Genomic DNA, 26,713 nt, shown 5'->3' on the forward strand with positions numbered 1-26,713 from the left:
AATGCCTTTCTGTTCGCACCTTGACATCGCAGCACTAATAGATCGGCACTAAAGTTGAAGTCAGGACAGAAATAGAGTACCAGTCTTATCTTGCTCACTTAATTGATCACTCGTTATTGCGGCATCTTTACCACAGACCTGCTTAGATCTGGAAGTTAGATATTAGTCAGCAGCCAGAACAAACTAATAAGCTTAAGAAGCTAGCCCAACTATTGCAAGTCACTATCTTGAAGTGATTGCAGTTTGGCAAAGAAGCTAACTCCCTTGTTAAACCCAGCATATACACAGGTAAAGGTAATCACTTCCTTGATCTCAGCTCTGGTGGCACCATTTTGGCTGGCAATTTTGACATGGGCAATAAATGGATCAACTTCACCAGCGGCTTTATCCTGGTGGGCAATGTCGATCGCAATCGCAATTAGTGCCTTGTCCTTCACACTAATGATCGGCAAACCCCAAACCTGCACTGCCAAGCGATAGAACAAGCTACCAAATTCGCTATCCAGCTTAGCTAGATCTTCTTTGATGCCTGTACTCTCTAGCACCTTGGGATCGTAGTCCAGGGCTCCATCCGGCAGTTTCTCTGGGGCTGGCCCCAAAATCTCGTTCAGAGCGCCAAAGGAGCCGGCTGCTTTATTGAACCCAGCATAGATACAGGTAAACAGCAGCACCTCTTCGATCTCATCGCGGCTAGAACCCTGCATCATTGCCATATTCACATGGGCACCATAGGGATTACCGGGACCGACTTGATCCTGGTTCACCACATCAATGGCGATCGTAATCAGGGCTTTCAGTTTCTGGTTGATTAGCGGCAAGCCCCAGACTTCTCCAGCGGCACGCGTACAAAAATCCCCAAATTTGGGATTGATGCCACTTAAGCCAGCCTGGAGGTCAAGATCATCTAGAACTGCATTTTCGTAAGGCATTTTGCACTCCTACTAAAACCTATTGTTTATCGCCCTGCTTTACCAATCATCAGATCCATCACATCTTCTTCGAGCTGGTTGATCGCGCCGATGCTGCTGATCAATCCTGCTACCGTCGAACTGCGCTTGCCAGAAAGCGTCATTTGGCCATCGTAGACGAAGGTGTAGGTACTCCGATTGGGGAAAGTGTAAAAATCCTTGATGTATTTTGCTTGATCTTGACAGGCATTGGAATAGCTTGGGCAATATTTGAAGAAGTTTTCCATATTCAGTTTATCTTCAAAGCAAATTTCGATCGCCGCTTGATAGTTCAGCTCCGCATCCTCGCCATGGGCAACCCCAGCGGCGGGTGGGCGGGTATTATCTACTTCCTCAAACAGATGCAAGCGCAGTTTCAAGATGTAAGGACTTTTGGCTATTTCGGCGGCATAGTCTTTAGATAGGAACTTACGGAAATCCTCAACGCTGACATCGTCTTTTTTGCGGATCATTACCAACAACTTGGTCAAAGAGGCGAGCGCCTTGCCATTCGGTTGACCGTTGACAATCCCATCGCAGTAGGTAATCGAATTGCCGGGGTTGGTGTTATAGCCGATCGCCTTGCTGAAAATATTATGCTCATCATCCATCAAGATCGCCGCTGCCTTAAACCAGATATTCCGATCTTCTGCTGACTTAAAAGTAAGCTCGGCAATGCCATCAAATTGCTCCTCGGGGGTTGAAACCGAATTAATCCCATCGGTCTCTGGCCAAATCCCACCCTCATTGTGGGCAACGTGGTATTGCCAATATTGATATTGACCGGGCAACCTGGCACAAACTGGGCCATGCACATCCCGCCAATAATCATCGAACATTTCCAGGGTGATGCCTTTGCGCTTCCACAGCAAAACATAAAAGGCAACTTCCCCTTCCTGATCTCTGGCTGAAAAATCAACTCTGGTGTTGGCAGCTTCGCTAGACATTTGACAAATTCTCTTGCTTGTTTCAACCAACAGCTTAGCGCTATGCTTCAACGGCTGCTGAGTTTATCAGGATTAGTTAATATTTGCAGCAAAGATATTTAATAACTTTTCGCAATTTGAGGCAATCAATCAATTATTAGAAGCATTTAGAAACATTTAGATAAAGCGATCGCCACCAAGAGCCAGTCTTTAATATTGAGCCAACGTCACTATGTCTAGCTGTTTACGGTGTTTTTTCTATAGCGCTCTTAGTTGCACATCGCGTTATATATTTATATTTATGTATCAGGATAAGCAATGCTATGGGCATGCAGATATTCAGGATTCACGCCCGCCTTAAGCGCTGCCACTGCACCGATCGCCTCCAGGTAACTAGCCACCACGATCCCCTTTAGCGCCAAACTTTCTGGCGGTACTTGTAAGACGGTGCTATTTTCGCGCACAAAGATCAATCGTGGTTGATGGGTTGCCATTGCCAGTGCCAACAAAGCCGGACTACCACAGGCATCATAGGGGGCGATCGCCACATCAATATCCTCCGCCCACAGATCGCCTGTGGCAGCATGATTAGTTCTGGTAATAATTTGCGGCGCACGGCTCAACCCAGCCAACACACAGGGCAAAAATGTATAGCCCAACTCTTCCGCTGCCGATCGCGCGCAGACAGTTGGATCAAGCGGCAGAGGTAGCAACGCTGGGGCATGGGCACAGGGTAATTGCAATTCCCGACTGATCAAATGGGAGATCACCGCTTCCGCACCTGCCAGCGCATCCACCCCCTGCCCCTGGCGATATTGCTGGAGCATTTCATTCTGCATATCATCGGGGAACCTGGCCACCACCGCGATCGCCTCGGCGCGAAATTGTTTAATTAATAATTCTGCGGCTCGTAACAGTGCATCGGGATTGGCGATCGTGCCCCAGCTTATGCCAGATTCCCCCTGCCTTAGCTCTATGCCTAAATCTTGATCGGTAGTAATAACGCCACTAATATCAATGCCCAGCGTGGCCTTGGCCGCATCGATTACTTGCCGATGCCGCAGAGCCAAATCCGGTTCGATCGCCCGATCCAAAACCACCCCCAGACGATTAAAATGCCGGGGACGCAACCCCCAATTGCCGATCGCCACTTGATCGAGGGCAAAGCCTTCCACATACCACACATTGGCTAGCGGCCAATAAAGGCTAGCACCATTGAGGACATTGGGATGGGTGATGAGATTATCTGCCACTGCTGCCAGGGCACGAGCCACCGGCAACGCATCCCCCGCATACCCACCGATCGCGGCACCGATGCCAGTGGGGACAATCAATAATACATTCAAAGATTTATGAGGTATTTGCACTTGCTACTTTCCTGGATAAAACCCCAAACCCGCTTTACCTTAATTTATGCTCTAATATTCTCTCACCTGCCACGCCATTACATCTCAGCAAGTAGATACTGTAGTTTTTGCATGATTATTTCCGCTACACCATTTGCAACGCCAGATCTTGAGTTAACTTAACTTAAGACCTAACCAATCAGGTGCATTTGGTTATATTTTTATGTTAGGGGGAAAGTTCAGTTCACCAATCCTATTTGGTGTGATTAGTTATGCAGAAACAAATTAAATTTGCGATCGCCTTTTTCTTTGCATCTCTAATAGGTCTAATGCTTTTTTCAGTCCTAAGCGATCGGATTGGGCCGTCTAATCCGCTGTCTGAACCAACCCAAATTGATCAGTAATTAACTTAATAATTTAGGAATGCTTAGCTTTTTGCTGTTTAAGGCACGAAAATACCCAGCTTTGATCAGTAGTTGCTGGGTGAAGACATGTGTGTGAGGAGTAATAATTACAGTATCGCTTAGATTTGTTTAATTTGTGGTAGCAGGAATGGTTAATCAAGAAAATTAGCTGTTTGCTGCTCTGATCGAGTATGTCCCCTAACTGGATCTTGATCCCTCATATTTAAATTGTTCAAACATGATTGGTCGCTATAGGTAGTTGCTATAGATAATAGATACACGACGCAAGTGCTAGCTTTGATCACATCTGTATTTACATATTCATCTGTATTTACATATTATGGTTTGCACTTGACTCGATCGGTTAAGCTCTAGGCAACGATCGCAACAGGACATGAGACTATGCTGTTCAAAGACAGGCAAGAAGCAGCTCACCAAATCGCACAACGGTTAAGCGGTTATGCAGGCGTGAATGCGCTGGTGTTAGGGATTCCGCGTGGTGCAGTGCCAATGGCAAAAATTATTGCTGATGCGATCGGCGGTGAATTGGATGTTGTTTTGGTGCATAAGCTAACCGCGCCCCAGAATCCCGAACTGGCGATCGGGTCGATCGATGAAACTGGCCATACCTATTTGAGCAGGCATCTTAGTAGTCTGGGCGTAAGTGAGGATTATCTAGAAGCAGAACGGCGATCGCAACTTGAAACATTGCAACGGCGGCGCTTGAGCTATACGCCAATCAAGTCTCCAGCCAACCCCAAGGATCGCACGGTGATTGTGGTGGATAATGGCGTAGCAACAGGATTGACGATGATCGCGGCGTTGCGATCGGTGCGGGTGCGCCAACCAACTAAGCTAGTCGCAGCAATGGCAGTTGCGCCACCATCGGTTGTGGTTCAAATTAATCAACTGGCTGATGAGGTGGTCTGTTTACGATCGCCAGCGGATTTTCGGGCAGTGGGGCAGTTTTATGAAAACTTTTGCGAAGTATCTGATCATGAGGTGATCGAGGCACTCAAGCCTGTTTAATTTAATTAGACTGGTTGCCCAACTGGTCTAAACCTAAAATCTAAACCTAAAAGCCTGTTGTCGATTGAAGCGATGATTAGGCTCATGCGTCATCAACTGGTTGCTTAATAGCCGCAGAGATCGGTAAATTTAAGGAAGTAAGTAGCTAAAATTATTGATCAAGCTTATGGCCGATCATCACTCGAAGCCTGTCTATCCATTGGTCTATCAAATTAATACCCGGGTCTGGCTGCAGGAATTATCACAATCGGCGGGGCGATCGCTGACCCTGGCAGAAATTCCAGCGGATAAATTTGCTAAATGGCAGGATGCCAACTTTGATTTAATTTGGCTGATGGGGGTGTGGCAGCCCAGTCAACTTGGTAAACAAATTGCCCTTGAACATCCTGGTTTGCAAAAAGATTATGACCAAGCGTTACCAGACTGGCAATCGATCGATGTGGTGGGTTCACCCTATGCGATCGCGGGATATGAGGTTGCAGCCAATCTGGGAGGTAATTCGGCTTTAGCTGCATTTCGGCAAAAACTCGCCAGCTATGGCTTAAAACTAATGCTGGATTTTGTGCCTAATCATACTGCCCTCGATCATCACTGGGTAAATGAGGCGATCGATGTTTATATGCATGTCCCCGCCAAGTTATATCAATCAGACCCCGAAGCCTATTACAGCCCAGATCAGCAGCATTATCTAGCCCGTGGCAAGGACCCCTACTTCCCGGCCTGGACTGATACTTTGCAGCTCAATTATGGCCAGCAACGCACCCGTGAATTGGCGATCGCCACGCTTCAAAAAATTGCCAGTCAATGTGATGCGGTGCGTTGTGACATGGCGATGTTACTGCTGAAAGATATTTTTAATCAAACCTGGGCGGATCTCGCAGCACCAATGCAGGCTGAATTTTGGGATCAGGCGATCGCCGCGATCAAAGCAACCGATCCAGATTTTTTATTTGTGGCCGAAGCCTATTGGGAAAAGGAATGGCAATTGCAGCAATTGGGCTTTGACTATACCTACGACAAGCAATTGTACGATCGCCTGGTGGAGCAAAATATTGATGGAGCCAGATTGCACCTGTTGGCGGAAATGAGTTTTCAGGCCAAATTAGTCCGCTTCATTGAAAACCACGACGAACCCCGCGCCGCCAAAGCCCTGGGGTCAAACCATAAACCAGCCGCATTAATAACCCTGACCAGTGTTGGTATGCACTTGATTCATGAAGGGCAAATGCGGGGCTGGCAGGTGAAATTGCCCGTACAACTGGCACGTCGTCCACAGGAACAAAGCGATCGAGACATCGTTAGGTTTTACGATCGGCTCTTACCAGTTTTAGCAAGTAAGGCCGTTAAGCAAAGTAAGTTTGAATTAATTAATTTTGATGGACAGGAGCAGAGCATGGCGATCGCCTTTAAACGCTCCTTAAATGGTCAAGCGCTGATCGTAGTGGCTAACTTTGGTGATCATGCCACTGAGCTATCTTTTGAGGCTGAACCATTGGCCAAAGTAACTGGCTATGGCGATATGGACATAATTAGCACCGAAGCCTGGGCTAGCCCCCAATTTGATCTATGGCCAGGGGGAATCACGCTGCGGCTGCGCCCCCATGAGGGCTTGGCCATAATTTTAGAGCTTTAGGATTCTACAATTGAGGGACAAATTTAGTGATTGGCTCCAGCACTATGAATAACTATGTAATTTTCGCCAAACCGCTCCTAACTAAGGTTAAATCACTAATGTGTAATCAGTGATAGTGATACCAAGGATAGAGAGTATACAAGTAAGGATAGAGAGTACATAAGTGTACATAAGTACAGAGGAGAAAAACTATGCGCCAGTTAAACTTTATTGTAATTTTTGCGGTAGCCCTGATTTTGGTGCTATTTGCCCTCGAAAACACCGATCCGGTCAGTATTCAAATCGTGCCCGGTAAAAGCGTAAGTGCGCCGCTAGCAGTGGAATTAATCATTGCTATGGGGATTGGCGCGGTGATCGCCTGGTTCTTTAGCGTTTGGTCAAATATGCAAAAGGTAATTGAAATGCAGCCAGCCAACGAAAAGATCCAGAACATGGAGCAGGAGCTAACCGAAATGAGCATGATCATAAGTGATCAAAAGCAACTTGGGGCTGCCATTGATGTTGAAGTAGAAGAGAAAGAGAAACTTACCTAGTTGATCGTTTCTGGTTGATTAATCGCTAAATTAATAGTTAATCAATTCAATCAATTCAATCAATTCAATCAATTAATTGCTATATGCTAAGGCTTTCGGGCCAGTAACAAGATGTCTAGGAATGGCGATCGTTGAATTATTTGGTTCTAAATCGGCATCAGAAAGGTCTGCCATCGCTAGTTCAGTGATAGTTTCAGCCGTGAACGGCAGCGGTAATAATTCAATTTGCACCTGGCGATCGCTGGCCAATTGCTCTATTTGAGCGCCAATCGCCTTGGTAATCCCACCGGCACTGAGGAAGTATGGCAAGACTTCGATCGCCATAAAACCTTGATCTAGCAGTTGATTAATTTTGGTTTCCAGATCAGGGGCAACCGACCAATAGGCAGTTGTGGCCGACAGCGATCGCGCTAGCTCCTCAATTGGTTGATTTGCACCGGAGCGTTTGCTGCCGTGGGCAATTATCACCCTGGCACATTTAATATTAGAAACATTAGAAATATTAGAAACATTGGGGCTTTGCGTCCAACTATGACTGTTTTCCCAATTGTTAAACCGCTGAGCCAATAACGCTGGAATTTGGGCATGGGTACCCAGATATTCAGTCAAGTGAAATTGCAACTTGCGATCGTCAAATAAGCTCTGGGCGGCCTCAACTTCGATCGGCAAGTCTTCCTTTACATGCACTCCAGGCAACAGGAATACTGGCACTACCTCAATTTGGCTGTAGCCCAAATACAGAGCGTCATAACCAAAATCAATTAACTGCTCCGACAGCGATCGATCCAATCCCTCCAGACAGCCGCCATCAATTAAGGCATCGGAGCTGACCTTCGCCGCAGTGATAATTTTCCGCAGCGATCGCAAAGAACGATGGTTACTACTGCCATGAATAACAAAGAAGATCGCCCGATCGATTTTTCCTGATGATTCTGGTTGTTTCAACAATTTAAATAAACCTAACTTTAACCAACTACCCATGAGCATTTACATTGAGCGTTTAAACATTGAGCATTTAAACAATTAGGGGATGGCTGATGATTGCAACAGGTTAGAACTTCTGCTTAATACTTAAATACTTAAATACTTAATACAAGTATCAATACCAAATATTCAGTCATAGCGTGCTTAGTTGCTGCGATTGGATAAATCACTACTAACTAACTAACTAACTTACTTAACTGAGCCTAACTAAGCCAACGTATGGGCATATTTCTGGCCGGAATCAAGAATTACTGAAAGCATCGGAGCCCTAAGCCAAATATCGCCACAAGGCGATCAGATTCTCGATCAGAAGCTTGACTAGAAGCTTGATTTTAGATATCGGTCTAAAAAAATAAAAAACAAATTTCAAACAAAAGGTTGATAATTAACCTACTCATCAATTGCTCAATAAACCGGACTTCCTGACAAGAAATTTACCTATTTATTCCCCCATTGTGTACATTAGTATAAAGCTTGTTAGCCTGGGAATCTGTCTTAAGACTTACAAACATCTTTAATTTTGTGATTAAGAAAATTGATAATTGCCCCGCAAAGCCTATAATGTCTTGTGATTTGAGGACAAATTTTGAAGGCAACGGATAAACCACAACTTAGACAAAAAATTGGCGTGATTGGCGGTGGCCAGCTTGCCTGGATGATGGCGATCGCGGCCAAGAAACTCAAAATATCTGTGCAAGTGTTGGCAGCAAGCGATCAAGACCCGGCTGTATCAGAAGCAGCGACGGCCATAATCGGTGCGATCGATGATCCGCAATCAGTCAAAGAATTAGCCGCCATTAGCGATGTAATTACCTTTGAAAATGAATTTGTCGATCTAGATTTGCTAGAGACCATACCCGATGCAATTTTTGCCCCAAGCCTAGAGAACCTGCGTTTGCTGGTGGATAAATTTAGCCAGCGCATTCATTTACAACAGCTTGGCATCGCTACGCCGAAATTTTTTGCGATCGAGCAAGAAACTGACCTGCTCGAAAAGGCGCGATCGCTTGGTTTCCCAGTTGTGCTCAAGGCACGGCGACATGGCTATGATGGCAAGGGGACAGCCGTAGCAGAAACCGAGGTTGAACTATTGAGCGCCTGGGCAGAGATGGGGCAGGTGCCCGCGATGCTAGAAGAATTTGTGAACTTCAATCGTGAATTAGCGGTGATGGTGGCGCGTTCCGCGACCGGTGATTGTGTCGTTTATCCGGTGGTGGAGACGATCCAGCGCAATCAGGTTTGTCATCGGGTGATCGCGCCGGCGCAAATTCCCATGCCGATTATTACCCAAATTAGGGCGATCGCCCAAAAATTAGTCAACAGCCTGGATGCGGTTGGTATTTTTGGAATTGAGTTTTTCCTCAGCCGCAGTGGCACAATTAGCGTAAATGAAGTTGCGCCCCGCACCCATAATTCTGGCCACTATTCGATCGAAGCCTGCCAGACCTCTCAATTCACTCAGCTATTGCGCGTTGTCAGCAATCGCAAACTGGGCAAGGTGGCAATGACTACGCCGGTGGCAGCAATGATGAATTTGCTGGGATATGAGACTACCGATCCTGATTATGCCGTCCAGCGCGAGAAATTGGCTGAATTGTCCAATGCCCATGTACATTGGTATGGCAAGCCTGAATCCCGTCCTGGTCGCAAACTTGGCCATATTACAATTCTGGCTGATAGTTATGGCCAGTTGGAGAATGTTTGTAAGCAGGCGGAGGCGATCTGGTATGGCAATCCCGATGCTTAAGCAAGGTAACCAGCCAATTAGTTTCTCAGAGCTAATGCAAAGGATTGAAGCGTTGGGGGGCGATCCTAATCAGTTAAGCCTGGAAGAAATCACTGCGATCGCCAAATCACAGCGCCAATTCTTCGCCAACGAATTAGATGGCAACAAAAATGACTGAATCAGCACAGGTAAGCATTATCATGGGTAGCGACTCCGATCTACCCACCATGCAAGGGGCGATCGCCATTTGCCAAAAATTCAATATCCGCCACGAAGTAGCGATTATTTCTGCCCATCGCACCCCTGAACGAATGGTGGAATTTGCCCAACAAGCCCACGATCGCGGTATTCAGGTAATTATTGCCGGAGCCGGTGGTGCAGCTCATCTGCCAGGTATGGTGGCCGCCATCTCGCCACTGCCAGTGATTGGCGTGCCAGTGGCCAGTAGACACCTCAGCGGCCTGGACTCACTCTATTCGATCGTGCAAATGCCACGTGGTATTCCGGTGGCAACGGTGGCGATCGGTAACGCAGAAAATGCTGGCCTGCTGGCAGTGCAAATTTTAGCTGCTAATCGGCCGGAATTATTAAAGCAAGTAATAGCTTATCGCCAGGAACTAAAGAACACGGTACTGGAAAAGCAAGAGCGGCTCAGCCAAATTGGCATAGCTAATTATTTGAATCAGTCCTAATCATTAGTTAGCATAAGCTTGAACAACCGAAGTATAGGTGAATTTATATAAGCTCTAACTTATTCCTTCGTCATCACTGGTTGCTATCTGAGTTCGACAAATCTGTGTAAATCCAGACTTGTTGAACCTGGCGATCGCCTGAGAACCATTTAATTCCATTTAATTCCATTTTAATCAGTAGCGATCGAACCATCGGGCATGGTTGCCCCTTTTAGGTTGGCATTGAGCAAATTGGCACTACTAAGTTCTGCCCGCGCCAGCAAAGCATCGGCCAAATCAGCGTTGGTGAGATTAGTCCGCGCCATGTAGGATTCAACCAACTGGGCTTCGCGCAGATTGGCACCACTGAGATTGGTGCGGCTGAGATCGGTGCCGTTCAAATTCGCCCGATACAAGCTAGCCTCGCTCAGGTTTGATTTACTTAGATTAGCCATTGACATCACCGCCAGATCTAAGTTTGTGCCTTGGAGATCGGCTTCTGATAAATTTGCTCGTTCAGTGCGAACATTTTGCATATATGCGTTGGCCAGGTTAGCGCCAGTTAAGTTTGCTTCAGTAAGACCTGTACCACGCATAATCGCTTCGGCCAGGTTTGCCCCAGTAAGATCGGTGTTGGCCAGATTAGCCTCACTGAGGTCAGCACCGCGCAGATCGGCTCCAGCCAAATTAGCCTCACTGAGATCGGCACCGCGTAGATCGGCACGTCGTAAATTAGCATTGCGCAGGCTAGTAATGTTTTTAGAGGCACGCCGTAGAGTTGCGCCCTTTAGGCAAGCCCCAGCCAGGTTGGCACCGCTCAGGTTGGCACTGCGGAGATCGGCATTCATCAAATTGGCATCGATCAACACCGCAAAGGTGAGATCGGCATTGACCAGAGTTGCTCCCACTAATGCTGCCCCATGTAGATCGACATCATTGAGCTTGGCTTCGCTCAGGTGTGCCTGATTGAGATTTGAGCCACTGAGCTTTGCACCAATCAACACCGATTGCCTTAGGTTCACTCGCATCAAATAAGAAAAAACTAGGCTGATGCCTTGCAAATTCGCCTGGGAGAGATCGGCATTAATTAAATCTGCATCATGGACGGACATATTACGCAGGGACGCACCCCGGAAGTCAGTCTCTCCGGCAGCATATCGGGATAGCAATTCTCTGGCATTCATGGTTGTTGATAATTATTTTAATTTTTTTGATTTCTTTGGTCTTTAATCCAGGCGGGGATGCGGTTTCATTTCGGCATCATGATCACTGATGCATTGACGCTATTTGCTGCTGCTGTAGCTTTCAAGGTTTTAATTTCAACTCAAACTCATCTATTACTTACTATTATTTACTATTGAGGTTCCGGGTTTAGTTCCTGATAAATTGGCTTAAGCGCCGAAATCAGCACTTGAGCAGCCTGGGTATATTGATCGGTATCTTCAAATTGGCTGGCAGTGGCAAGTAATTTTTGGTTGAGATTTTCTAGATCTTCATACTTGCTAATTAGCTCCCTGAGTAGATCATCGAACTCATAATTACGCACCTGGTTAAGATCTTGGTTATTCTGGGCATTATTGCCATAGTTCTCATAGAGGGCATAAAAACAGAGCAGCTTGGCGCGTAGCGGCGTGACATATTTGATGATGGTGAGGCGCAGGTCAAATAATGCCATCTGGGCGATCGCCACTTCTCGATCGAAATGCGGATCGAAATGTTCGGCGGCTTCTGGGCTTTCTAGTTCAGGGTTAGGCTGGTTAGCATATTCTTGATCGCCTTGAGTCGAATCAGCTCCCGCTGGGGCATTAACAATAAATGGCACCACTTCATTTTGCCCAGTGAATGCATTTGTATTTGTATTTGTATTTGCATTCTTCTCCGTACCAGGGGGATCATACAAGGGATGCAAAATTCGCACCAATGTACTGGCGGCGGCGGTATATTCCCTGGGCTTGCTGATTAACTTGATGATCTCAGACAGGGCTAATTCCAAGGATTCCAGGGTGGGGTTAAGGCGGTGCAACTCTTGGAGCAGAGCCCCCAAAGATTCAATGTCCAGACTATTGATATTGTTTTCCCAGGTGCCGCGACTGAGGTAATAAATTATTTTTTTGATCCGGTTAGTCTTATCGCTCACCATCAAAGACTCAGCCAACTGGTTATAGGCCGATCGCTCCAGGATTGGGGTAGCAACGCGATCGCTACTCCCACTGGTCTGTAATATTGAAGCTTGAGGTATTAAAGCTGGTTGACTTTGAGCCGAGGCCTGAAAGCCAGCATAGAGCCAGCCCACCTCACTAATAATTGAATCGGCTACCTGGGCATAAAGATCCGGCTTGCTGGTGCCATGCACAATACTCGAAAGCAACTCCTTCAGCTTTTCTGTGGTTTGGGTAATTTCAATCAATTCGGCAATCAACCCCTTGAGGCTGAGTTTATCTAGCTTTTCCTGGCTGGTTTCCCATTTATTCATGCAGGCAAATAGAATTAACCGTTTGATTCTCAGCAGATCGCTACTTTGCTCTAAGTTAGCGACTATTTCGTCAAACAGTTCCATGTCAACGCCTGGGGTTGCTGGGGCGATCGCATGATCATCGGTTTTGATGCTTGTTTCTGTGATCAACGCTTGATCATTGCCATTATGATCCTGAACAGAGGCGGGGCGGAGCAGATAAATCCCGATCGAACCGGTTATATTTTGAATTTCTTGCTCACCCAAAAACTCCGCATTTAGCTCCAGGCTATTTTTGACCACATCATAGACCGTTTGCGAGACACAAATTGTGCCTGGCTCTGCTTCCATCTGCAACCTGGCGGCAATATTTACGCCGGTTCCGGTGGCATCGGTTTCACTAATATAAATATCCCCTAATTGAATGCCAATGCGATGACTGAGTACATCAGTTGGCGCTAGGGTTGAGGCGGCTTGTCCAAAGGTGGTTTGAATTTCTAGGGCACATTTAACCGCATCGATCGCACTGGGGAAATACATCAACAATCCACTGCCAGTAGATCTCAGCACTTTGCCCTCAAATTGCCCACAATGGTCACGCATGAATTGCAAATCCCGGTTGATCAAACCCAGAGTATGCGCTTCATTTTCTGTGATGCGGTTGTTGAAGTTGACCCCATCAGTCAGTGCGATCGCCGCTAGGGTTCTTTGGGACTTTGAGGTTGAGGTAATTGCTTCTTGTTCCATTGGTGACCAACTAATTGGCTGGGGCAGGGTTAAACCAAATTCAAATTACCAGCTTGCGGCATTTTGGGATCGGCTGGCGGCAATACTTTTATTCTATTGGTTTTCACTCTGGATATTTAGGATATTTAGTTCAATATTCCCAATATTGAAGCTGCTCTCATCAATTAATCCTAAATGCGAGAAAGCTAGTCTAGTGCATTTTCAAAAGACTTCTTTTGCATAAATACCTTATAGATCGAAGCATTCAGGTATCTACTTACACAACATCTCACTTGAAATAGCACTAGGTGATAATTTATTTGTTCTTTTTGCTGCCTATGGAACTCTTACCAATATAGAGCATACTGAATAATTACGCATTACATGCATATGTTGGGAGCCACATGCACAATTAAGCATACATTGGCTATGGTATCTAGAAGGGAGAGACCTTTGCTAGCAAACATTCAACCAATCCAATCCAATCTAGTTTGCTTGGTAATTGGAGCTATAGGATCTGTCTCAATTAACCTGGTGTGCAACTATTCCTAGACCATTGATTTTAGGTTGTTTGAACGATCCAAAATATCAATATCCAGGTTAACTGGCACGAGGATATGAGGGTTTCAGAGTTTTAGTTGCACATCGCGTTCTCAATTAGCGCAGGGTTGGGTTTTAGGTTAGCTATCGGCGATCGCTGCTTCCGGTTCGTCCTGCTCACTGCCCGATCGACTTGATTTACCCGCCGAGCCACCACCCCGATTCCGCCACCAGGCCAACAAAATACTGGCATTAAAAATGCTTGAATATGCGCCAGAGGCAAAGCCAATAATGAGCGCCAGGGCAAAATAGCGTAGCGTTGCTCCACCAAAGAGGAAAATGGCAATCAGGGCAAACAAGGCTGTAACGGTGGTATTGATTGAGCGGGCAAAGGTTTGATTGATGGAAATATCAACAATATCGCTAAAACTCTGGCGATCGCCCGACAGCTTCAGGTTTTCGCGGATGCGATCGAATACCACCACCGTATCATTGACCGAGAAGCCAATAATCGTCAGGATCGCCACCACAAAAAGGCTGTCTACCTCGATTTGGAAAGTTAACCCCAGGATCGCAAATACACCCAATGTGATGATCACATCATGCACCAATGCGGCGATCGCAAAAAACGCATAATCAGACTGGAATCTGACCGTCAAGTAGGCCGCAATCCCAATAAACGAGACCGCTAGCGCCAGAATGCCAGAGGTAAACAATTGCTTACCCAACAAGGGACCGACCCGTTCAATTTGCGATTGCTTAGGATCGACTCGCCCAAAGGGTTCAAGCGCTTGAGCCAGGTTTTGTTGCAGTTGCGATCGTTCGTCCACATTCAAATCGACGGTGCGGATTGACAAGCCCCGGCCATTATTACCCACCAACTGAATTACGCTGTTGCCATAACCATTCTCGGCCATCACCTTGCGGACAGCACCAATGTCAATTTGATCGCCACAGGCTTGATTTGCCTCATTTTGATTGGAATTAGAATCGGTGGTTGACGTAGACTCAGTAGGCTCTGTGCCTATTTCTGCATCTAGTTGCTGATCTAGCGGTGGCTGATTTTCGTTATTACCAATGTTCTCACCCAGACAAGCCAGCTCCAGCGTAATCCTGGTGCCACCAGTAAAATCGATCCCTGGTCGCAGTGGCGCACCCACCTGTTGCCAGGAAATAAACATGGCCGCAATACTAGTTAAAATTGCGATCGCCGAGAGCGTAATATAGACGCGGCTATATTTCATCACACTGATTTTCATAGTGATGCCCCCTTTGGCTTGTCGGTTTTGTCGCTGGATTGATTCTTTTTGGATTTGGCGGTCGGTTTAGGAATCGATTTAATCCCGTATAGTTCTGGCTTACGGAACCGAGGATCGCTAATAATACTGAGCAGGAGCGATCGGCTAAAGGTAACCGCCGTAAACATACTCACCAGGACACCGAGGCTGAGGGTCACGGCAAAGCCCTTGACCAGGCTAGCGCCAAACCAGAACAAAGCCCCACAGGCAATCAGGGTGGTGATATTACTGTCAAGGATGCTAGACCAGGCGCGGCCAAAACCAGCTTCAACGGACTTATAAACCGTTCTACCGGCAATGAGTTCTTCACGGGTGCGCTCAAAGATCAGAATATTTGCATCAACGGCGATGCCAATACTGAGGATAAACCCAGCGATCCCAGGTAGGGTTAGGGTTACGCCGAATAAACTATACAAAGCTAGCGTAATCAAGGAATAGATTACCAGGGCAATATCGGCCACAAACCCCGGCAGGCGGTAGTAAACCACCATAAACAACAGCACCAGAATCAGGCCGCCAAATCCAGCATAGATACTACTGCGCACACTATCTGCGCCCAGGGTTGCGCCAACGGTGCGATTCTCCACAATTTCCACTGGCACGGGCAAAGCACCGGCGCGTAATTGCAGGGCTAGTTCGATCGCCTGTTCCTGAGAAAAGCTACCTTCGATCGCGGCCTGACCACCAGTAATCCCAGTGCCTTGAAATTCTGCATTGACCTGGGGTGCGCTAACAAGATCATCATCCAGAAAGATACCTAACCCCCGTCCAGTACCGCCTAGCTCGCCGGTGATCTCGGCAAATTTTTGGGCTCCTTCACTGTCAAATCGGAGCGAGACATACCAGACCCCCTGGCCGATCGGCGATGCCAATGCATTAGTCAGTGAATCACCGGTTAACCCAGTGGACTCAAATAAATCATTCACCCGCTGGCGGCTGCGTTCCATCGCTGCTTGGTTTTCTGCGATCGCTGCTTCGTCGCTTGGATCTAGTTGTTGGAGTTCCAGAAATAAGTCGCTTTGTACCTGTCTTTCTGCCGCAATAATTCCTTCCGAGCCTTGTCTTTGTTTGCGAAACTCCAGCAGGGCAGTGCGCCCCAACACTCGCTCAGCTTGATCAGGATCGCTGACCCCTGGCAGTTGTACCACCAGTTGATCATCACCGCTGGTAAGGACGGTAGCTTCAGAGACTCCCAGGCTATTAACCCGCTGCTCGATCGCAAACCGAGCTGATTCCAGGAGCTGGGCATTAATAGAATTAATTCCCCGCTGTGGTGCTGGCAGAGCTTGCAAAGTGAGCTGAGCCCCACCGCGCAAATCCAGCCCTAATCTTGGCGGCACCGTAATGAGGGTAAAGATGGCACCGACTACGATCGCCAGGATCACAACTAAGAGGCGACTTTGTTTAGGCATAATGACAAACTGATATCCAGTTTAAGACTTATGCGATCATACCCTACCCGGTAGCTTGGTTAAGCCGATTCTTAGCTGTTCTTCCTCAGGGATGGGCTTTAATTAACTATCACTCAGATTGATCTATTCATCTGAACCGATCGCACAATATTCATTAGGCAGTAGTACGGTGGTGGCATTGCTTTCAAAATCAGTATGCAACCAGATTTCCTGGCCTTGTTTGGCCAAGGTATAGGAGCTGAGAATTGTGCCATGTTTTTGCTGGGCAACGACGTTGTTCTCTTCGCCCACTTCAGGATCAATATTGCCCCAATCACCATTGGTATGTCGGCTCAGATATTGGGCGATCTCTTCGGTAGAGATTAGTTTGGTTACGCCTACAGAAATTAACAATTGTCCGATCGGAAAGAGTGTCATTTAACTTTTAACTTAATAATTTATGTAAGTGCTTTGATTTAAATTAGCTAATTTATGTTTGCGATCATTATTCATGGTTTAGCGATCGCCAACAAATAAGTTTCTTATCGCTGGATTGCTCTGCCAGGATGTCCTAGTAATTTAGCTGATTTTAGCCAATTAGTAATTAGCCAAATAATAGATCTTGTTATTTACAGCAATCAGCCCACGATCGCAGGCTGCCATATGCTGGACTATTAATAATTTAAGCAATTAACTAATTAACTAACATAGACTTCTGGCATCAATTCATAAATACAATTCATAAATATAATTTATAAATATAAGGTTGGGCTAATGATTAGCTGGTTACCCTATTGGATTTTTGCAAAAGTGCTAATAACTAATTAATTACCAGCGAATTACCAGTCAAGAATTCAAGAATTTGGCTAGCTGGTTGCTACATCCTCCCCCCTGTAGCTATGTTACTTTTACCTCTAAATCAGGCCTGTAATAACCAAACTAACCAAATCTTATTTGTTAAGCAGTTAATCGACTTATGGGTTGAAGATCTTAGCGATCGCGCATTAGTCAATTTTCTCCTACTCGGCTCTACTTAGTCCTCTAGTTAAGCTAAGTAAGTTGAGCCTAGTCCACCATGCCAAACACAGGATTTGCCTTGGCGTTGGGCAACTGTGGTGCAATGAAACCAGCCGAGTATAGATTAGGATGCTCTTGCGCCACCACCGAGAAGGTCTGACGGGCATGGGTTGCCACCGCTTCGGTCTTAGCATCATAAATCTGGGTAATCAGCTTGGGATAGAAACCAATGCCGACGATCGGAATCAGCAAGCAAGCAGTGATGAATACTTCGCGGGGCTTGGCATCACCAAAGAACTGATCACCAATTTTAGGCAGGTCGAGGTTTAGCTCAGGGTTGCGATCGCCATAGAACACTTGACGTAGCATGGCTAGCAAATAAACAGGAGTGAGAATCAGGCCAACCGCAGCCAGAATCACAGTTACAGTTTTGAAGCTGGAGCTGTAAACATCGCTGGAGGTAATCCCCAGGAAGACGCTGAGTTCACTAATAAAGCCACTCATACCAGGCAGAGCCAGCGAAGCAAATGCGCCGATCGTAAACAGGGCAAATACCTTTGGCATCACCTTGGCCAAACCGCCCATCTCGTTCATATCCAGAGTATGGGTGCGATCGTAGGTGATCCCAGCCAGGAAGAACAAGCAAGCAGCGATCAAACCGTGGGATAGCATTTGCAACACTGCGCCACTGATGCCCAGATCGGTAAAGGAAGCAATCCCCACCAGTACAAAGCCCATGTGCGAGATCGATGAATAGGCCAGACGACGCTTCAGGTTGGTTTGACCAAACGCGGTAAGCGCCCCATAGATAATATTGACCACACCCAACACCGCCAGGATGGGCGCAAAGTAAACGTGGGCATCGGGCAGCATGTCAATGTTGAAGCGAATAAGCGCATAACCACCCATCTTCAGCAACACACCAGCCAGAATCATCGATACTGGTGCAGATGCTTCGCCGTGGGCATCGGGTAACCAGGTATGCAGCGGGAAGATCGCCAGCTTTACGCCAAAGGCCAACAGGAAGCCCACATAGGCCACCATCTCGATCGCCAAGGGATAATGCTTCAGGCTCAGTTCAGCCATATTAAAGGTGACCGTATCACCAGCAAAAGCCATCGCCAAACCAGCAACTAAAATAAATACCGAGCTAGCCGCAGTGTAAAGAATGAACTTGGTTGCCGCATAGAGTCTCTTTTTGCCGCCCCAGATTGAGATCAACAAATAGACTGGCACCAATTCGATCTCCCACATCAGGAAAAACATCAAGATGTCTTGGGCTACAAATACACCGACCTGGGCGCTGTAGAGCACCAGCATCAAAAAATAAAACAAACGTGGCTTGTTCTTCACTTGCCACGCTGAAAAGATTGCCAGAGTTGTCACCAATCCGGTTAGCAAAACCAAGGGCATGGATAGGCCATCTACGGCCACCGCCCAGTTCAAATTCATTTGACTAACCCAGGGGTATGTTTCAGTCATTTGCAGCGAGGAAACATCTGGGTTGTAGTTATACCAAAAGGCAACTACCATCAATGCTAAGTCCGCGATCGCCACACCCAGGGTGTACCAGCGAACAGTTTTGCCTTCTTTGTCGGGAATCACCGGGATTGCCATAGCGGCAACCAGCGGGAATAGGATTATGGCTGTGAGCCAGGGAAACGATTCAGTAAACATGGGTAAAAGTAACTAGTGAGAATAAATACTTATTTGCCGCTTTGTTACATTGTATTAAGTGTTTGTAAAGTTTTAATAGTCCTTCCGACATAAACGGCAGCAAAAAGCATAGAAACTTTAACTAACTTGGCTAAGCATCAATCTATAAAAGTAAATGCTGTTGCTTTTGGCCTATGCTTTTGGGAGGAGATACCGCTGTTTTAGTCTGGCAAGACTGCGATCGCCTGGCTGCTGACATGAGTATTTATTACTGCATAAACTAAAACAATTTGGTTGAAATATTCCTGAATAAGGCTTGTGGGATTTCCTGTTGATCACTCTTTTGGGTTAAGAAATGTAAAAAGCGATCGCCTGGCGGAAAAATCCAGACAGTTAAATTGATTTAATTAATCCGAGGGAATGTTTTTTTAGCGAAACTTACTTGATTACTTTAGATATAAGGAGCTAATGGCAATTTGGTTGATTGGTGGCACCAGCGAGAGTCGAGATTTGGCGATCGCCTTGGCCGAACAAGATATCCCATTTGTAGTCACAGCAACCACTGAGTCAGCAAGGCAGCTTTACGGTCAGATCGATCGCCTTTGCGACTGGCAGGATTTTAGTGAAATTGGCGATCGCAGTGATCGTGCAGTGGCCAGGGTGATCCGAATTGGGAAATTGAGTCAGGCGGAGCTAGAGCATTTTGCCCAAGCTGCCCAGATTAGCGCGATTCTGGATGCGTCCCATCCGTTTGCAACTGAAATCTCGCAATTGGCGATCGCCCATAGCCATAACCACCAGATCGCCTATCTGCGGTTTGAGCGCAAGGATTTAAATTCTCGATCCACTAGTTATCCATTGGCGTACGATCGAGAACCTCTTCCCCCCGCACAAGAGCATCTAGAGCCTGCTAATTCAGCAGAGGGTTTAAATACATCTGCTCCCAGAGCTTTTGAAGCTACACAATATATAGATATAGATAAGCAGATAAAAGGGCTTGCTCATGAAAGCGATCGCTACCTGCCCACCCCACCAGGTGAGCGAAACGACTCGATCATTACAATCCCGCACCTCGATCATTTATTCACGCCCACGATCGCCAATGATTATTTAATTAACAAAAATGTATTATTAACCCTGGGGTGCAAATCCTTAGAAAAATTCCAAACCTGGCACGATCGCGTTAATTTATTCGCCCGCATTCTGCCCCAATCCGCATCGATCGCTATGGCAGAGCAAGCTGGGTTTACGTCCAGGCAAGTGATTGCAATTCGCCCCCCAATTGGTGCTGCCCTTGAACAAGCACTGTGGCAACAGTGGCAAATTAATACTGTGATCACCAAAGCTTCAGGCAGGGCAGGCGGCGAAGATATAAAGCGCTCGATCGCTACCAAGCTGGGATTGTCCCTAATCATTGTTGCCAGGACTCAACTCAACTATCCCCACCAGACCAGCAGCATCGATCGGGCGATCGACTTTTGCCGCAAGTGGGCGATCGGCTAAACTTAAGGCTTGATAGCCTACCTAATCTAGAATTAATCTAAATTAAGTTGGCATAAGTTTGTAATAGTATAGAGAAATCAAATCCAGATTCACCACCCAGGAATTATATGGAATGGCAAGCGATCGACGCTAAGAGCTTAGCAATTATTGATCGAGAGGTTGGACAACATACCCTCTCTCCCTCTGAGTATGAAATTATCCGACGAGTGATTTATGCTACGGCAGACTTTGAATATAAGCAATTAATTCGCTTTTCCGATCAAGCGCTCCAGGCAGGCGCAGCAGCCCTTGCGGCTCGCACTACGGTGATTGTCGATGTGCCAACGGTTTTGGCTGGGATTTCGGCTCAGGTGCAAACCACTTTTTCTAACCCTATATATTGCAGCACTGAGGCGATTACCCGTCCTCAGAAAAGTAAAGCTCAGACTGCATGGGGCATAGAAACCCTGGCTCATCGATATCCTGAAGCGATCTTTGTAATTGGTGATTCGCAAATGGCGTTGATGACGCTATTGGATTTAGTTGAAGCTGACGAAGTTAAGCCAGCCCTAGTAATTGGGGTTCCATCTGGATTTGTGGATGTGGATGTGGCCAAGTCTCGGCTTCAAGATTCACTCTTACCCCATGTTCGTGTAGATGGTCGTAAGGGGAGCGCGGTCGTGGCGATCGCCATTTTTAATGCTTTGCTAGATTTAGCTTGGCAGGCTTATGGCAAGAAGACTGAGAGCTAAACCCTAGATTCTTAAGAAATTAATATCAAAAAGATGTAATCTAAGACATTCGGACTACTCTGACAGAAGGATTCACCAATGCGCTATGCATGGCATTATGCCTTAACGGCTTTGCCGAAATTAGAATTGACTATAAACAATCTATAAACAATATAGTTAAGTAAACTTCAAGATTATTTACGGTGAATACTAAGCAAAATATAGTATTAGATCGATTGCTGGGAACCCTCGATTTTCCTAAGCTAATCGTGGAGGAAATAGAACGGGTTTGGCATAAAAAATTAAGCGGGGCAGTTCTAGAGCCTTCTGAAGCGAAACTGTTTGAGACGATCGAAGACTATCTTGATTCTCAAATCATTGATCAAGTGCCTGCGTGAAGTTGCACTAAATACGCATCGCTTGAATCCACCCAGGGGCTAATCCTATTTGATTGCTAGAGAGATAGCTATAGATCTAGTTGAAAACTGCTTGAGTTGTGGAATTTGTTGATTCAGGAGTGCCGAGGCAAAATCACCATGTTAGGCAATCTTAAACTCAGGCCGTAACCCGATCGCACTCAATTCTTTCCAGCGAAATAACCACAGTGTCGAGTAATTCTAGCTCAGCCCTGGTAAGCATTTTACCTTCACCACGCTTCCTGAATACAGATTCAATCGTATCGATCGCCAATGCTGAAAAATTATGCGATCGTAATCGCCGCAGCAAAAATAACTCAGAATAATCCATAATCCTACTCTAGTCTCCATGGCTAATCCAAACGGATTTGAATCAATAGATTTAGTTATTATTTACAATAGCCATAAAAAGTAAGAAAGCCGTAAATATCCGTCCTTTTGCCTGGCTTTATTACCATAGAGGTAGATATTGAAGGTTGGGGGCAGTTTGTTCGGAAACGATCGCTAACTAAGTAAAAGGAGTTATTAGGCGATTGCCTAGTGCTATTCCAAGCGAGATGTTGTGCAAGTAATGATCTGAACGCTTTGCTCTAAAGGTATTAATGCCTTGCCGAAGAAGTCTTTTGAAAATGCACTAATAAAGACGAAGCAAGGGTTACGAAGATCGATTGAACTTAGTTCTTGAGATTGTTAAATTTAGATTGTTAAATTCAGATACTTGCCAATTAAATCAACAATCCGATCGGCAGCACCAGGTTCACCACACAGCGATCGTAACTTTGCCCGCATATCTACGAGACGGGCTGGATTTTCTAGCAAAGGGGTAATGGTTTGCTCCACCACCAATTCAGGCGTAAGATAGCCAACTCGCTCTGGCACCACCTCTGCCCCAGCCCAGATATTTGGCCAGGCTAAATGTTTATGGTCAAGCTTGAGTAACACGATCCGATTGATTAGTTTAGCCAAACTACCGCCAAGTAAGGGTAAATTGGCCAGCAAACCCCAAAGGCCATCCCAGGCTCGCATTGCATCTAGTTGATTTGTGGGTAATAAAACCACCATTGGTACCGCCAGGGCAGCTAGTTGAGCCGTGTTTGCACCCACCGTGGTAAGGCAAAGGGTTGCCCGCTGGAGCAGATCATGGGCTGGGAATTGGGTATAAATTTCTACTTTTGTCCCAGCCAGGGTAATCAGATCGGATTTTTGAGCCTGGTGACTTAATTGGGCGGTGCTGCCAGCTACTAAATCCACAACTTGACTGGGTTGGGCATAGGTACTGAGTTGTTGCGCGGAGAGAGTGGGAGCCAGGGCGATCGCAAATTTCAAGGCTGGATATTGCTGGGCAAGGCGATCGGCAATCCCCAAGCACAGCGGTACTCCCTGTTGCAATTTCATGGATTTTGACCCAGGCATGAACACAATTAGGTTTGCTTGATCGGGCTGGGTTACTCCGGGCTCTGGATTCAAGCTGCGAGAAGACAGATCAAGATTGTTTTGATTACCTTGAACAGTTGGCGCTGCTACTACTTGGCGATCGACCATTAGATCTCCGACGATCGAGATTTTCTGCTGATGCCGAGCCGGGATCGCTGCCGCCACCTGCTGATTTCGCACCGCAAAATGATCCACCCAACCAAGCCAGCGGGCTTCCCATTCCGCATAGACGATCGCCGCATAGCCTAACCGCTTCGCAATGATCACCGGAAAGATCTGATCGCCGCCCAAAAACACCACTACCCCGCGCTGATGCCAATCCCAGTTTGGATCAGGCGTTTTACCCCTCAGCAAAAATGCCATAAATCGATCGGCAGACAGCACCCGATCCACGCCAGGATAGGTTTGGGCGATCGCTGCTTCCTGGCCACTGGCATGACTACAGGGCGACAGCACCACCGATATCCTTAGGGAGGGCAGATCATCGCTTACCTCTGCTTGCCGCAGCATAGACGTTGATTGGGTTGATTGGGTTGATTTGTAAGATCGCCAACGTTGACTTAATCGCGCCAAAACCGGATATACCCAGGTGGTTAGCTCACCAGGGCCATTGGTCAGAATAACTAGATCCATGAATTCAATTTTAGATTTACTTTAAGTGAAATAGTTGGCTCATATTGACTTAAAATGTTTAATCCAAGCAATCTTGGCAGAATTACGTTGTCACAAAAAAACAGGAACCTTACGAAATGTAACCAAGCTTTCGCCCCCTAATCAGGTTAAATTAGAAGCAAGTAATCAAGGTTTCCTTAACATTCTTATTGTTTGGATATAGTTTTATACATAATTTGAGCCTTTCTGGCCAGGGGCTGGGAATCGCTCACATAGTGTAATTAAATTAGCTATTTATAAGACGAATTAGAGTTCTGTTCTTGAAGTATAAGAACTAAGCATGTGGATCTAGACCAGATTTTTGACAATCCAAAACCAGTAATCGGGGTAGTGCATTTACTGCCGTTGCCAACCTCGCCACGTTGGGGTGGGAGCCTCAAAGATGTGATCGATCGCGCTGAGCAAGAGGCGGTAGCTTTGGCTTCGGGTGGAGTTGATGGCATTATCCTGGAAAATTTCTTTGATGCCCCATTCACAAACACCCGCGTTGATCCGGCTGTGGTTAGCGCTATGTCTCTGGTGGCGCAGCGAATTAAGCAAATGGTGGCGATCCCGATCGGTTTGAATGTGTTGCGCAACGATGCCCATAGTGCTCTGGCGATCGCTGCCTGTGTGGGTGCAAAATTCATTCGGGTAAATGTATTGACGGGGGTAATGGCCACTGACCAGGGCATTATTGAAGGTGATGCCTATCATTTACTGCGCTATCGCCGCGAGCTGGGATGTGATATTAAAATTTTTGCGGATGTGCTGGTCAAACATGCCTATCCCATGTCAGCCCCCGATCTAACCCTGGCGATCCAGGATACGGTCAATCGTGGCTTGGCTGATGCCGTAATTTTATCGGGGCAATTTACTGGCAATGCTCCCCATCATCAGGAACTAGAATCAGCCAGACAAACCTGCATGGGCGGATCTGGGCATGGCTTTAGTAATATTAGTAGCACTGTACCGATGCTGATTGGTTCGGGGGCAACCTGGGATAATATTCCAGAGCTGATTAAATATGCTGATGGGGTGATTGTGTCTAGTTCGCTCAAGCGCCACGGCAAAATTCACCATCCGATCGATCCAAATCGGGTACATCGGTTTGTGGATGCGGTCAGGCATGGTTTGAAACAAACGGAATTGCAAAACTCCCATAATAAAAGTAATCAGAGCAAGGATGCGTCTTCGGTGTCGATCGGTTAGTTCCGGCTGGTTATGATGTTTTTAAATCTTATGAAGTCTTTAAGTCTAATAAGCTAAGGCCAGTAATTCTAATCTAAGGCCAGTAATTCTAATCTAAGGCCAATAATTCTAATCTAAGGCCAATAATTCTAATCTAAGGCCAATAATTCTAATCTAAGGCCAATAATTCTAATCTAAGGCCAGTAATTTACTGCTAGCAAACCTGGATCACGGTAGTGCTAAATAGCTAAATAGTTGGATGCTCCGTATAAAAAGATCGGCGATCGAAAATATTTAACCTCCTTAAGGTTGATCGGCTTCTGGGTAAAATATCCATAGACAGCTCGATTGGGTTGGTTTGTTTTTGCGTTTTTGCTTACTGGTTATGCTAGCTAGTTATGCTTGCTAGTTATTAAGGGTCTCAGTCTGTCTGAGCGCTAAGCCCAGATTAAGTGGTTAATTAGTAGCTACTAAGAAACGTGATGTATAGCTAAAATTCTGAAAACCTCATATCCTGGTGCTGACTAACCAGGTGCTAATATTTTGATTGGTTTAAATAACCTGAAATCAATCGCTTAAAATTAATTGCCCATCAGGCTACTAAGAATAATTCAAGAATTAGATCCCCTTTAAATATCATGCCTAAAAGTTCAGAATCCTGGCTCCAAAAGTGGACTAGACCGATCGTGGTTGGTCTGGCATTGTGCGGCGCTTTGCTAACTGGCTATTTAACTGCTACCCATTTTCTCGGAGCTAATCCGGTCTGTTTAGCTTCATCTAATCGGGCAGGTAGCGGCTGCGATCTGGTACTCAATAGCTCCTACGCGCAGATCGCTGGTTTGCCATTAACTGGGTTTGGATTGCTGGGTTATTTGACCGTGGCAGGTTTGGCAGCCGCCCCAATGCTAGTCAACCAGGAAGATAGCCAGCAACAAAAGAGCCTGAGGCAAACTACCGCATTTTGGCTATTCATGGCCACTACGGCGATGTTGGTGTTTAGTGGCTATTTAATGTATTTACTGGCGTTTGTGATTGTGGATGCCAATGGCAGCGCCATAATTTGCCCCTATTGCCTAGCTTCTGCCGCCACTGTGCTCACGATCTGGTTGGTTAATTTACTGGGTAATGAGTGGGAAGAGGCTGGCCAATTGCTCTTTTCTGGTTTGATTGTGGTGGCGATCGTGGGTGTTGGTACATTGGGCATTTTTTCTAACCAGAGCCAGCTAGCAGCAGAATCGAATTCCTATGCCGGACGACTTGCCCATTATTTAGATGATTCTGGCGCAAAAATGTATGGGGCATTCTGGTGTCCTCACTGCAAAGATCAAAAAGCCATGTTTGGTACGGCGGCGAAGGCGCTTCCCTATGTAGAGTGCGATCCCAGGGGCGAAAACTCCCAGCCCAAGCTGTGCAAAGCAAAGAAAATCACTGGTTTCCCCACCTGGGAGATCGATGGTCAGTTTTATGCCAGCGTACAATCACTGGATAAACTTGCCGATTTGACTGGTTATGATGGGCCACGCCAATAA

23 protein-coding genes and 1 pseudogene are annotated in these 26,713 nt (G+C 46.4%); 11 read left to right on the top strand and 13 right to left on the bottom strand.

The genetic code is table 11. The annotated features are described in order from the left end of the window. Positions 1 to 209: 209 nt before the first annotated feature. The 4 genes and pseudogenes from PSE7367_RS23110 to PSE7367_RS01390 all read right to left on the bottom strand — a co-directional run bounded on the left by PSE7367_RS23110 (position 210) and on the right by PSE7367_RS01390 (position 3,234). Positions 210 to 545: a carboxymuconolactone decarboxylase family protein gene (locus tag PSE7367_RS23110; protein WP_413773416.1), complete on the bottom strand. Its 336-nt coding sequence runs from the start codon at positions 543 to 545 to the stop codon at positions 210 to 212. 42 nt (positions 546 to 587) lie between these two features. Further along, positions 588 to 929, bottom strand: a pseudogene (locus tag PSE7367_RS23115) (carboxymuconolactone decarboxylase family protein); the annotation flags it as partial. Positions 930 to 955: 26 nt separating this feature from the next. Further along, positions 956 to 1,894, bottom strand: a complete 939-nt coding sequence (locus PSE7367_RS01385) for an EthD domain-containing protein (RefSeq protein ID WP_015163571.1) — start codon at positions 1,892 to 1,894, stop codon at positions 956 to 958. Positions 1,895 to 2,172: 278 nt separating this feature from the next. Beyond that, complete coding sequence (locus PSE7367_RS01390) at positions 2,173 to 3,234, bottom strand: DUF3326 domain-containing protein (RefSeq protein ID WP_041698729.1); 1,062 nt, start codon at positions 3,232 to 3,234, stop codon at positions 2,173 to 2,175. 791 nt (positions 3,235 to 4,025) lie between these two features. Here PSE7367_RS01390 and PSE7367_RS01395 point away from each other — a divergent pair. The 3 genes from PSE7367_RS01395 to PSE7367_RS01405 all read left to right on the top strand — a co-directional run bounded on the left by PSE7367_RS01395 (position 4,026) and on the right by PSE7367_RS01405 (position 6,818). Then, positions 4,026 to 4,652, top strand: coding sequence for a phosphoribosyltransferase (locus PSE7367_RS01395; protein ID WP_015163573.1), 627 nt, complete (start codon positions 4,026 to 4,028; stop codon positions 4,650 to 4,652). Positions 4,653 to 4,818: 166 nt separating this feature from the next. Further along, on the top strand, positions 4,819 to 6,285 hold the full coding sequence (locus tag PSE7367_RS01400; protein ID WP_015163574.1) for an alpha-amylase family glycosyl hydrolase: 1,467 nt from the start codon (positions 4,819 to 4,821) through the stop codon (positions 6,283 to 6,285). A gap of 191 nt (positions 6,286 to 6,476) precedes the next feature. Next, entirely contained in the window at positions 6,477 to 6,818 is a 342-nt protein-coding gene (locus PSE7367_RS01405; protein ID WP_015163575.1) for a LapA family protein, read from the top strand. A 72-nt stretch (positions 6,819 to 6,890) separates the two neighbouring features. On the opposite strand, the gene PSE7367_RS01410 is transcribed toward PSE7367_RS01405, so the two are convergent. Then, on the bottom strand, positions 6,891 to 7,763 hold the full coding sequence (locus tag PSE7367_RS01410) for a sirohydrochlorin chelatase (protein ID WP_198013432.1): 873 nt from the start codon (positions 7,761 to 7,763) through the stop codon (positions 6,891 to 6,893). 625 nt (positions 7,764 to 8,388) lie between these two features. Here PSE7367_RS01410 and PSE7367_RS01415 point away from each other — a divergent pair. Genes PSE7367_RS01415 through purE form a run of 3 tightly spaced genes read left to right on the top strand, consistent with a single transcriptional unit; the run spans position 8,389 to position 10,220 of the window. Beyond that, positions 8,389 to 9,549, top strand: coding sequence for a 5-(carboxyamino)imidazole ribonucleotide synthase (locus tag PSE7367_RS01415; protein WP_015163577.1), 1,161 nt, complete (start codon positions 8,389 to 8,391; stop codon positions 9,547 to 9,549). After that, positions 9,530 to 9,706, top strand: coding sequence for a hypothetical protein (locus PSE7367_RS21700; protein WP_015163578.1), 177 nt, complete (start codon positions 9,530 to 9,532; stop codon positions 9,704 to 9,706). Before PSE7367_RS01415 ends, PSE7367_RS21700 begins: the two co-directional genes overlap by 20 nt. Continuing rightward, positions 9,699 to 10,220 carry a 5-(carboxyamino)imidazole ribonucleotide mutase gene (purE, locus tag PSE7367_RS01420; protein ID WP_015163579.1) on the top strand — a complete coding sequence of 174 codons (522 nt, stop codon included), beginning with the start codon at positions 9,699 to 9,701 and terminating at the stop codon, positions 10,218 to 10,220. Before PSE7367_RS21700 ends, purE begins: the two co-directional genes overlap by 8 nt. 170 nt (positions 10,221 to 10,390) lie before the next feature. Here the strand turns inward: purE and PSE7367_RS01425 are convergent, their stop codons facing one another. The 6 genes from PSE7367_RS01425 to PSE7367_RS01450 form a co-directional block, all read right to left on the bottom strand. Further along, positions 10,391 to 11,383: a pentapeptide repeat-containing protein gene (locus PSE7367_RS01425; RefSeq protein WP_015163580.1), complete on the bottom strand. Its 993-nt coding sequence runs from the start codon at positions 11,381 to 11,383 to the stop codon at positions 10,391 to 10,393. A 170-nt stretch (positions 11,384 to 11,553) separates the two neighbouring features. Then, entirely contained in the window at positions 11,554 to 13,398 is a 1,845-nt protein-coding gene (locus PSE7367_RS01430) for an adenylate/guanylate cyclase domain-containing protein (RefSeq protein ID WP_015163581.1), read from the bottom strand. Positions 13,399 to 14,057: 659 nt separating this feature from the next. Beyond that, a complete protein-coding gene (gene secF, locus PSE7367_RS01435; protein ID WP_015163582.1) occupies positions 14,058 to 15,176 on the bottom strand; it encodes a protein translocase subunit SecF in 1,119 nt (372 codons plus the stop codon). Beyond that, positions 15,173 to 16,627, bottom strand: a complete 1,455-nt coding sequence (gene secD / locus PSE7367_RS01440) for a protein translocase subunit SecD (RefSeq protein ID WP_015163583.1) — start codon at positions 16,625 to 16,627, stop codon at positions 15,173 to 15,175. The genes secF and secD overlap by 4 nt, the downstream gene beginning before the upstream one ends. A gap of 123 nt (positions 16,628 to 16,750) precedes the next feature. Continuing rightward, entirely contained in the window at positions 16,751 to 17,044 is a 294-nt protein-coding gene (locus PSE7367_RS01445; RefSeq protein WP_015163584.1) for a hypothetical protein, read from the bottom strand. Between the two features lie 627 nt (positions 17,045 to 17,671). Further along, positions 17,672 to 19,300, bottom strand: coding sequence for an NAD(P)H-quinone oxidoreductase subunit 4 (locus tag PSE7367_RS01450; RefSeq protein WP_015163585.1), 1,629 nt, complete (start codon positions 19,298 to 19,300; stop codon positions 17,672 to 17,674). Positions 19,301 to 19,747: 447 nt separating this feature from the next. Between PSE7367_RS01450 and PSE7367_RS21705 the strand changes: the two genes are divergently transcribed. The 3 genes from PSE7367_RS21705 to PSE7367_RS01470 all read left to right on the top strand — a co-directional run bounded on the left by PSE7367_RS21705 (position 19,748) and on the right by PSE7367_RS01470 (position 21,890). Next, on the top strand, positions 19,748 to 20,782 hold the full coding sequence (locus tag PSE7367_RS21705) for a precorrin-6A/cobalt-precorrin-6A reductase (RefSeq protein ID WP_015163586.1): 1,035 nt from the start codon (positions 19,748 to 19,750) through the stop codon (positions 20,780 to 20,782). 107 nt (positions 20,783 to 20,889) lie between these two features. Further along, a complete protein-coding gene (locus tag PSE7367_RS01465) occupies positions 20,890 to 21,513 on the top strand; it encodes a precorrin-8X methylmutase (protein WP_015163587.1) in 624 nt (207 codons plus the stop codon). 182 nt (positions 21,514 to 21,695) lie between these two features. Next, the gene (locus PSE7367_RS01470; protein ID WP_015163588.1) at positions 21,696 to 21,890 is read left to right on the top strand and encodes a hypothetical protein; all 195 of its coding nucleotides are present in this window, start codon (positions 21,696 to 21,698) and stop codon (positions 21,888 to 21,890) included. Between the two features lie 157 nt (positions 21,891 to 22,047). Here PSE7367_RS01470 and PSE7367_RS01475 read toward each other — a convergent pair whose 3' ends face one another. Both PSE7367_RS01475 and PSE7367_RS01480 read right to left on the bottom strand, forming a co-directional pair. After that, a complete protein-coding gene (locus PSE7367_RS01475; protein WP_015163589.1) occupies positions 22,048 to 22,239 on the bottom strand; it encodes a hypothetical protein in 192 nt (63 codons plus the stop codon). Between the two features lie 365 nt (positions 22,240 to 22,604). Further along, positions 22,605 to 23,975, bottom strand: coding sequence for a glycosyltransferase family protein (locus tag PSE7367_RS01480; RefSeq protein ID WP_015163590.1), 1,371 nt, complete (start codon positions 23,973 to 23,975; stop codon positions 22,605 to 22,607). 321 nt (positions 23,976 to 24,296) lie between these two features. Here PSE7367_RS01480 and btpA point away from each other — a divergent pair, with 321 nt between their 5' ends. After that, on the top strand, positions 24,297 to 25,205 hold the full coding sequence (btpA, locus tag PSE7367_RS01485; protein WP_015163591.1) for a photosystem I biogenesis protein BtpA: 909 nt from the start codon (positions 24,297 to 24,299) through the stop codon (positions 25,203 to 25,205). Positions 25,206 to 25,822: 617 nt separating this feature from the next. Next, positions 25,823 to 26,713, top strand: coding sequence for a vitamin K epoxide reductase family protein (locus tag PSE7367_RS01490; protein ID WP_015163592.1), 891 nt, complete (start codon positions 25,823 to 25,825; stop codon positions 26,711 to 26,713).

The organism is Pseudanabaena sp. PCC 7367 (genome assembly GCF_000317065.1).
Taxonomy (GTDB): domain Bacteria; phylum Cyanobacteriota; class Cyanobacteriia; order Pseudanabaenales; family Pseudanabaenaceae; genus Thalassoporum; species Thalassoporum mexicanum.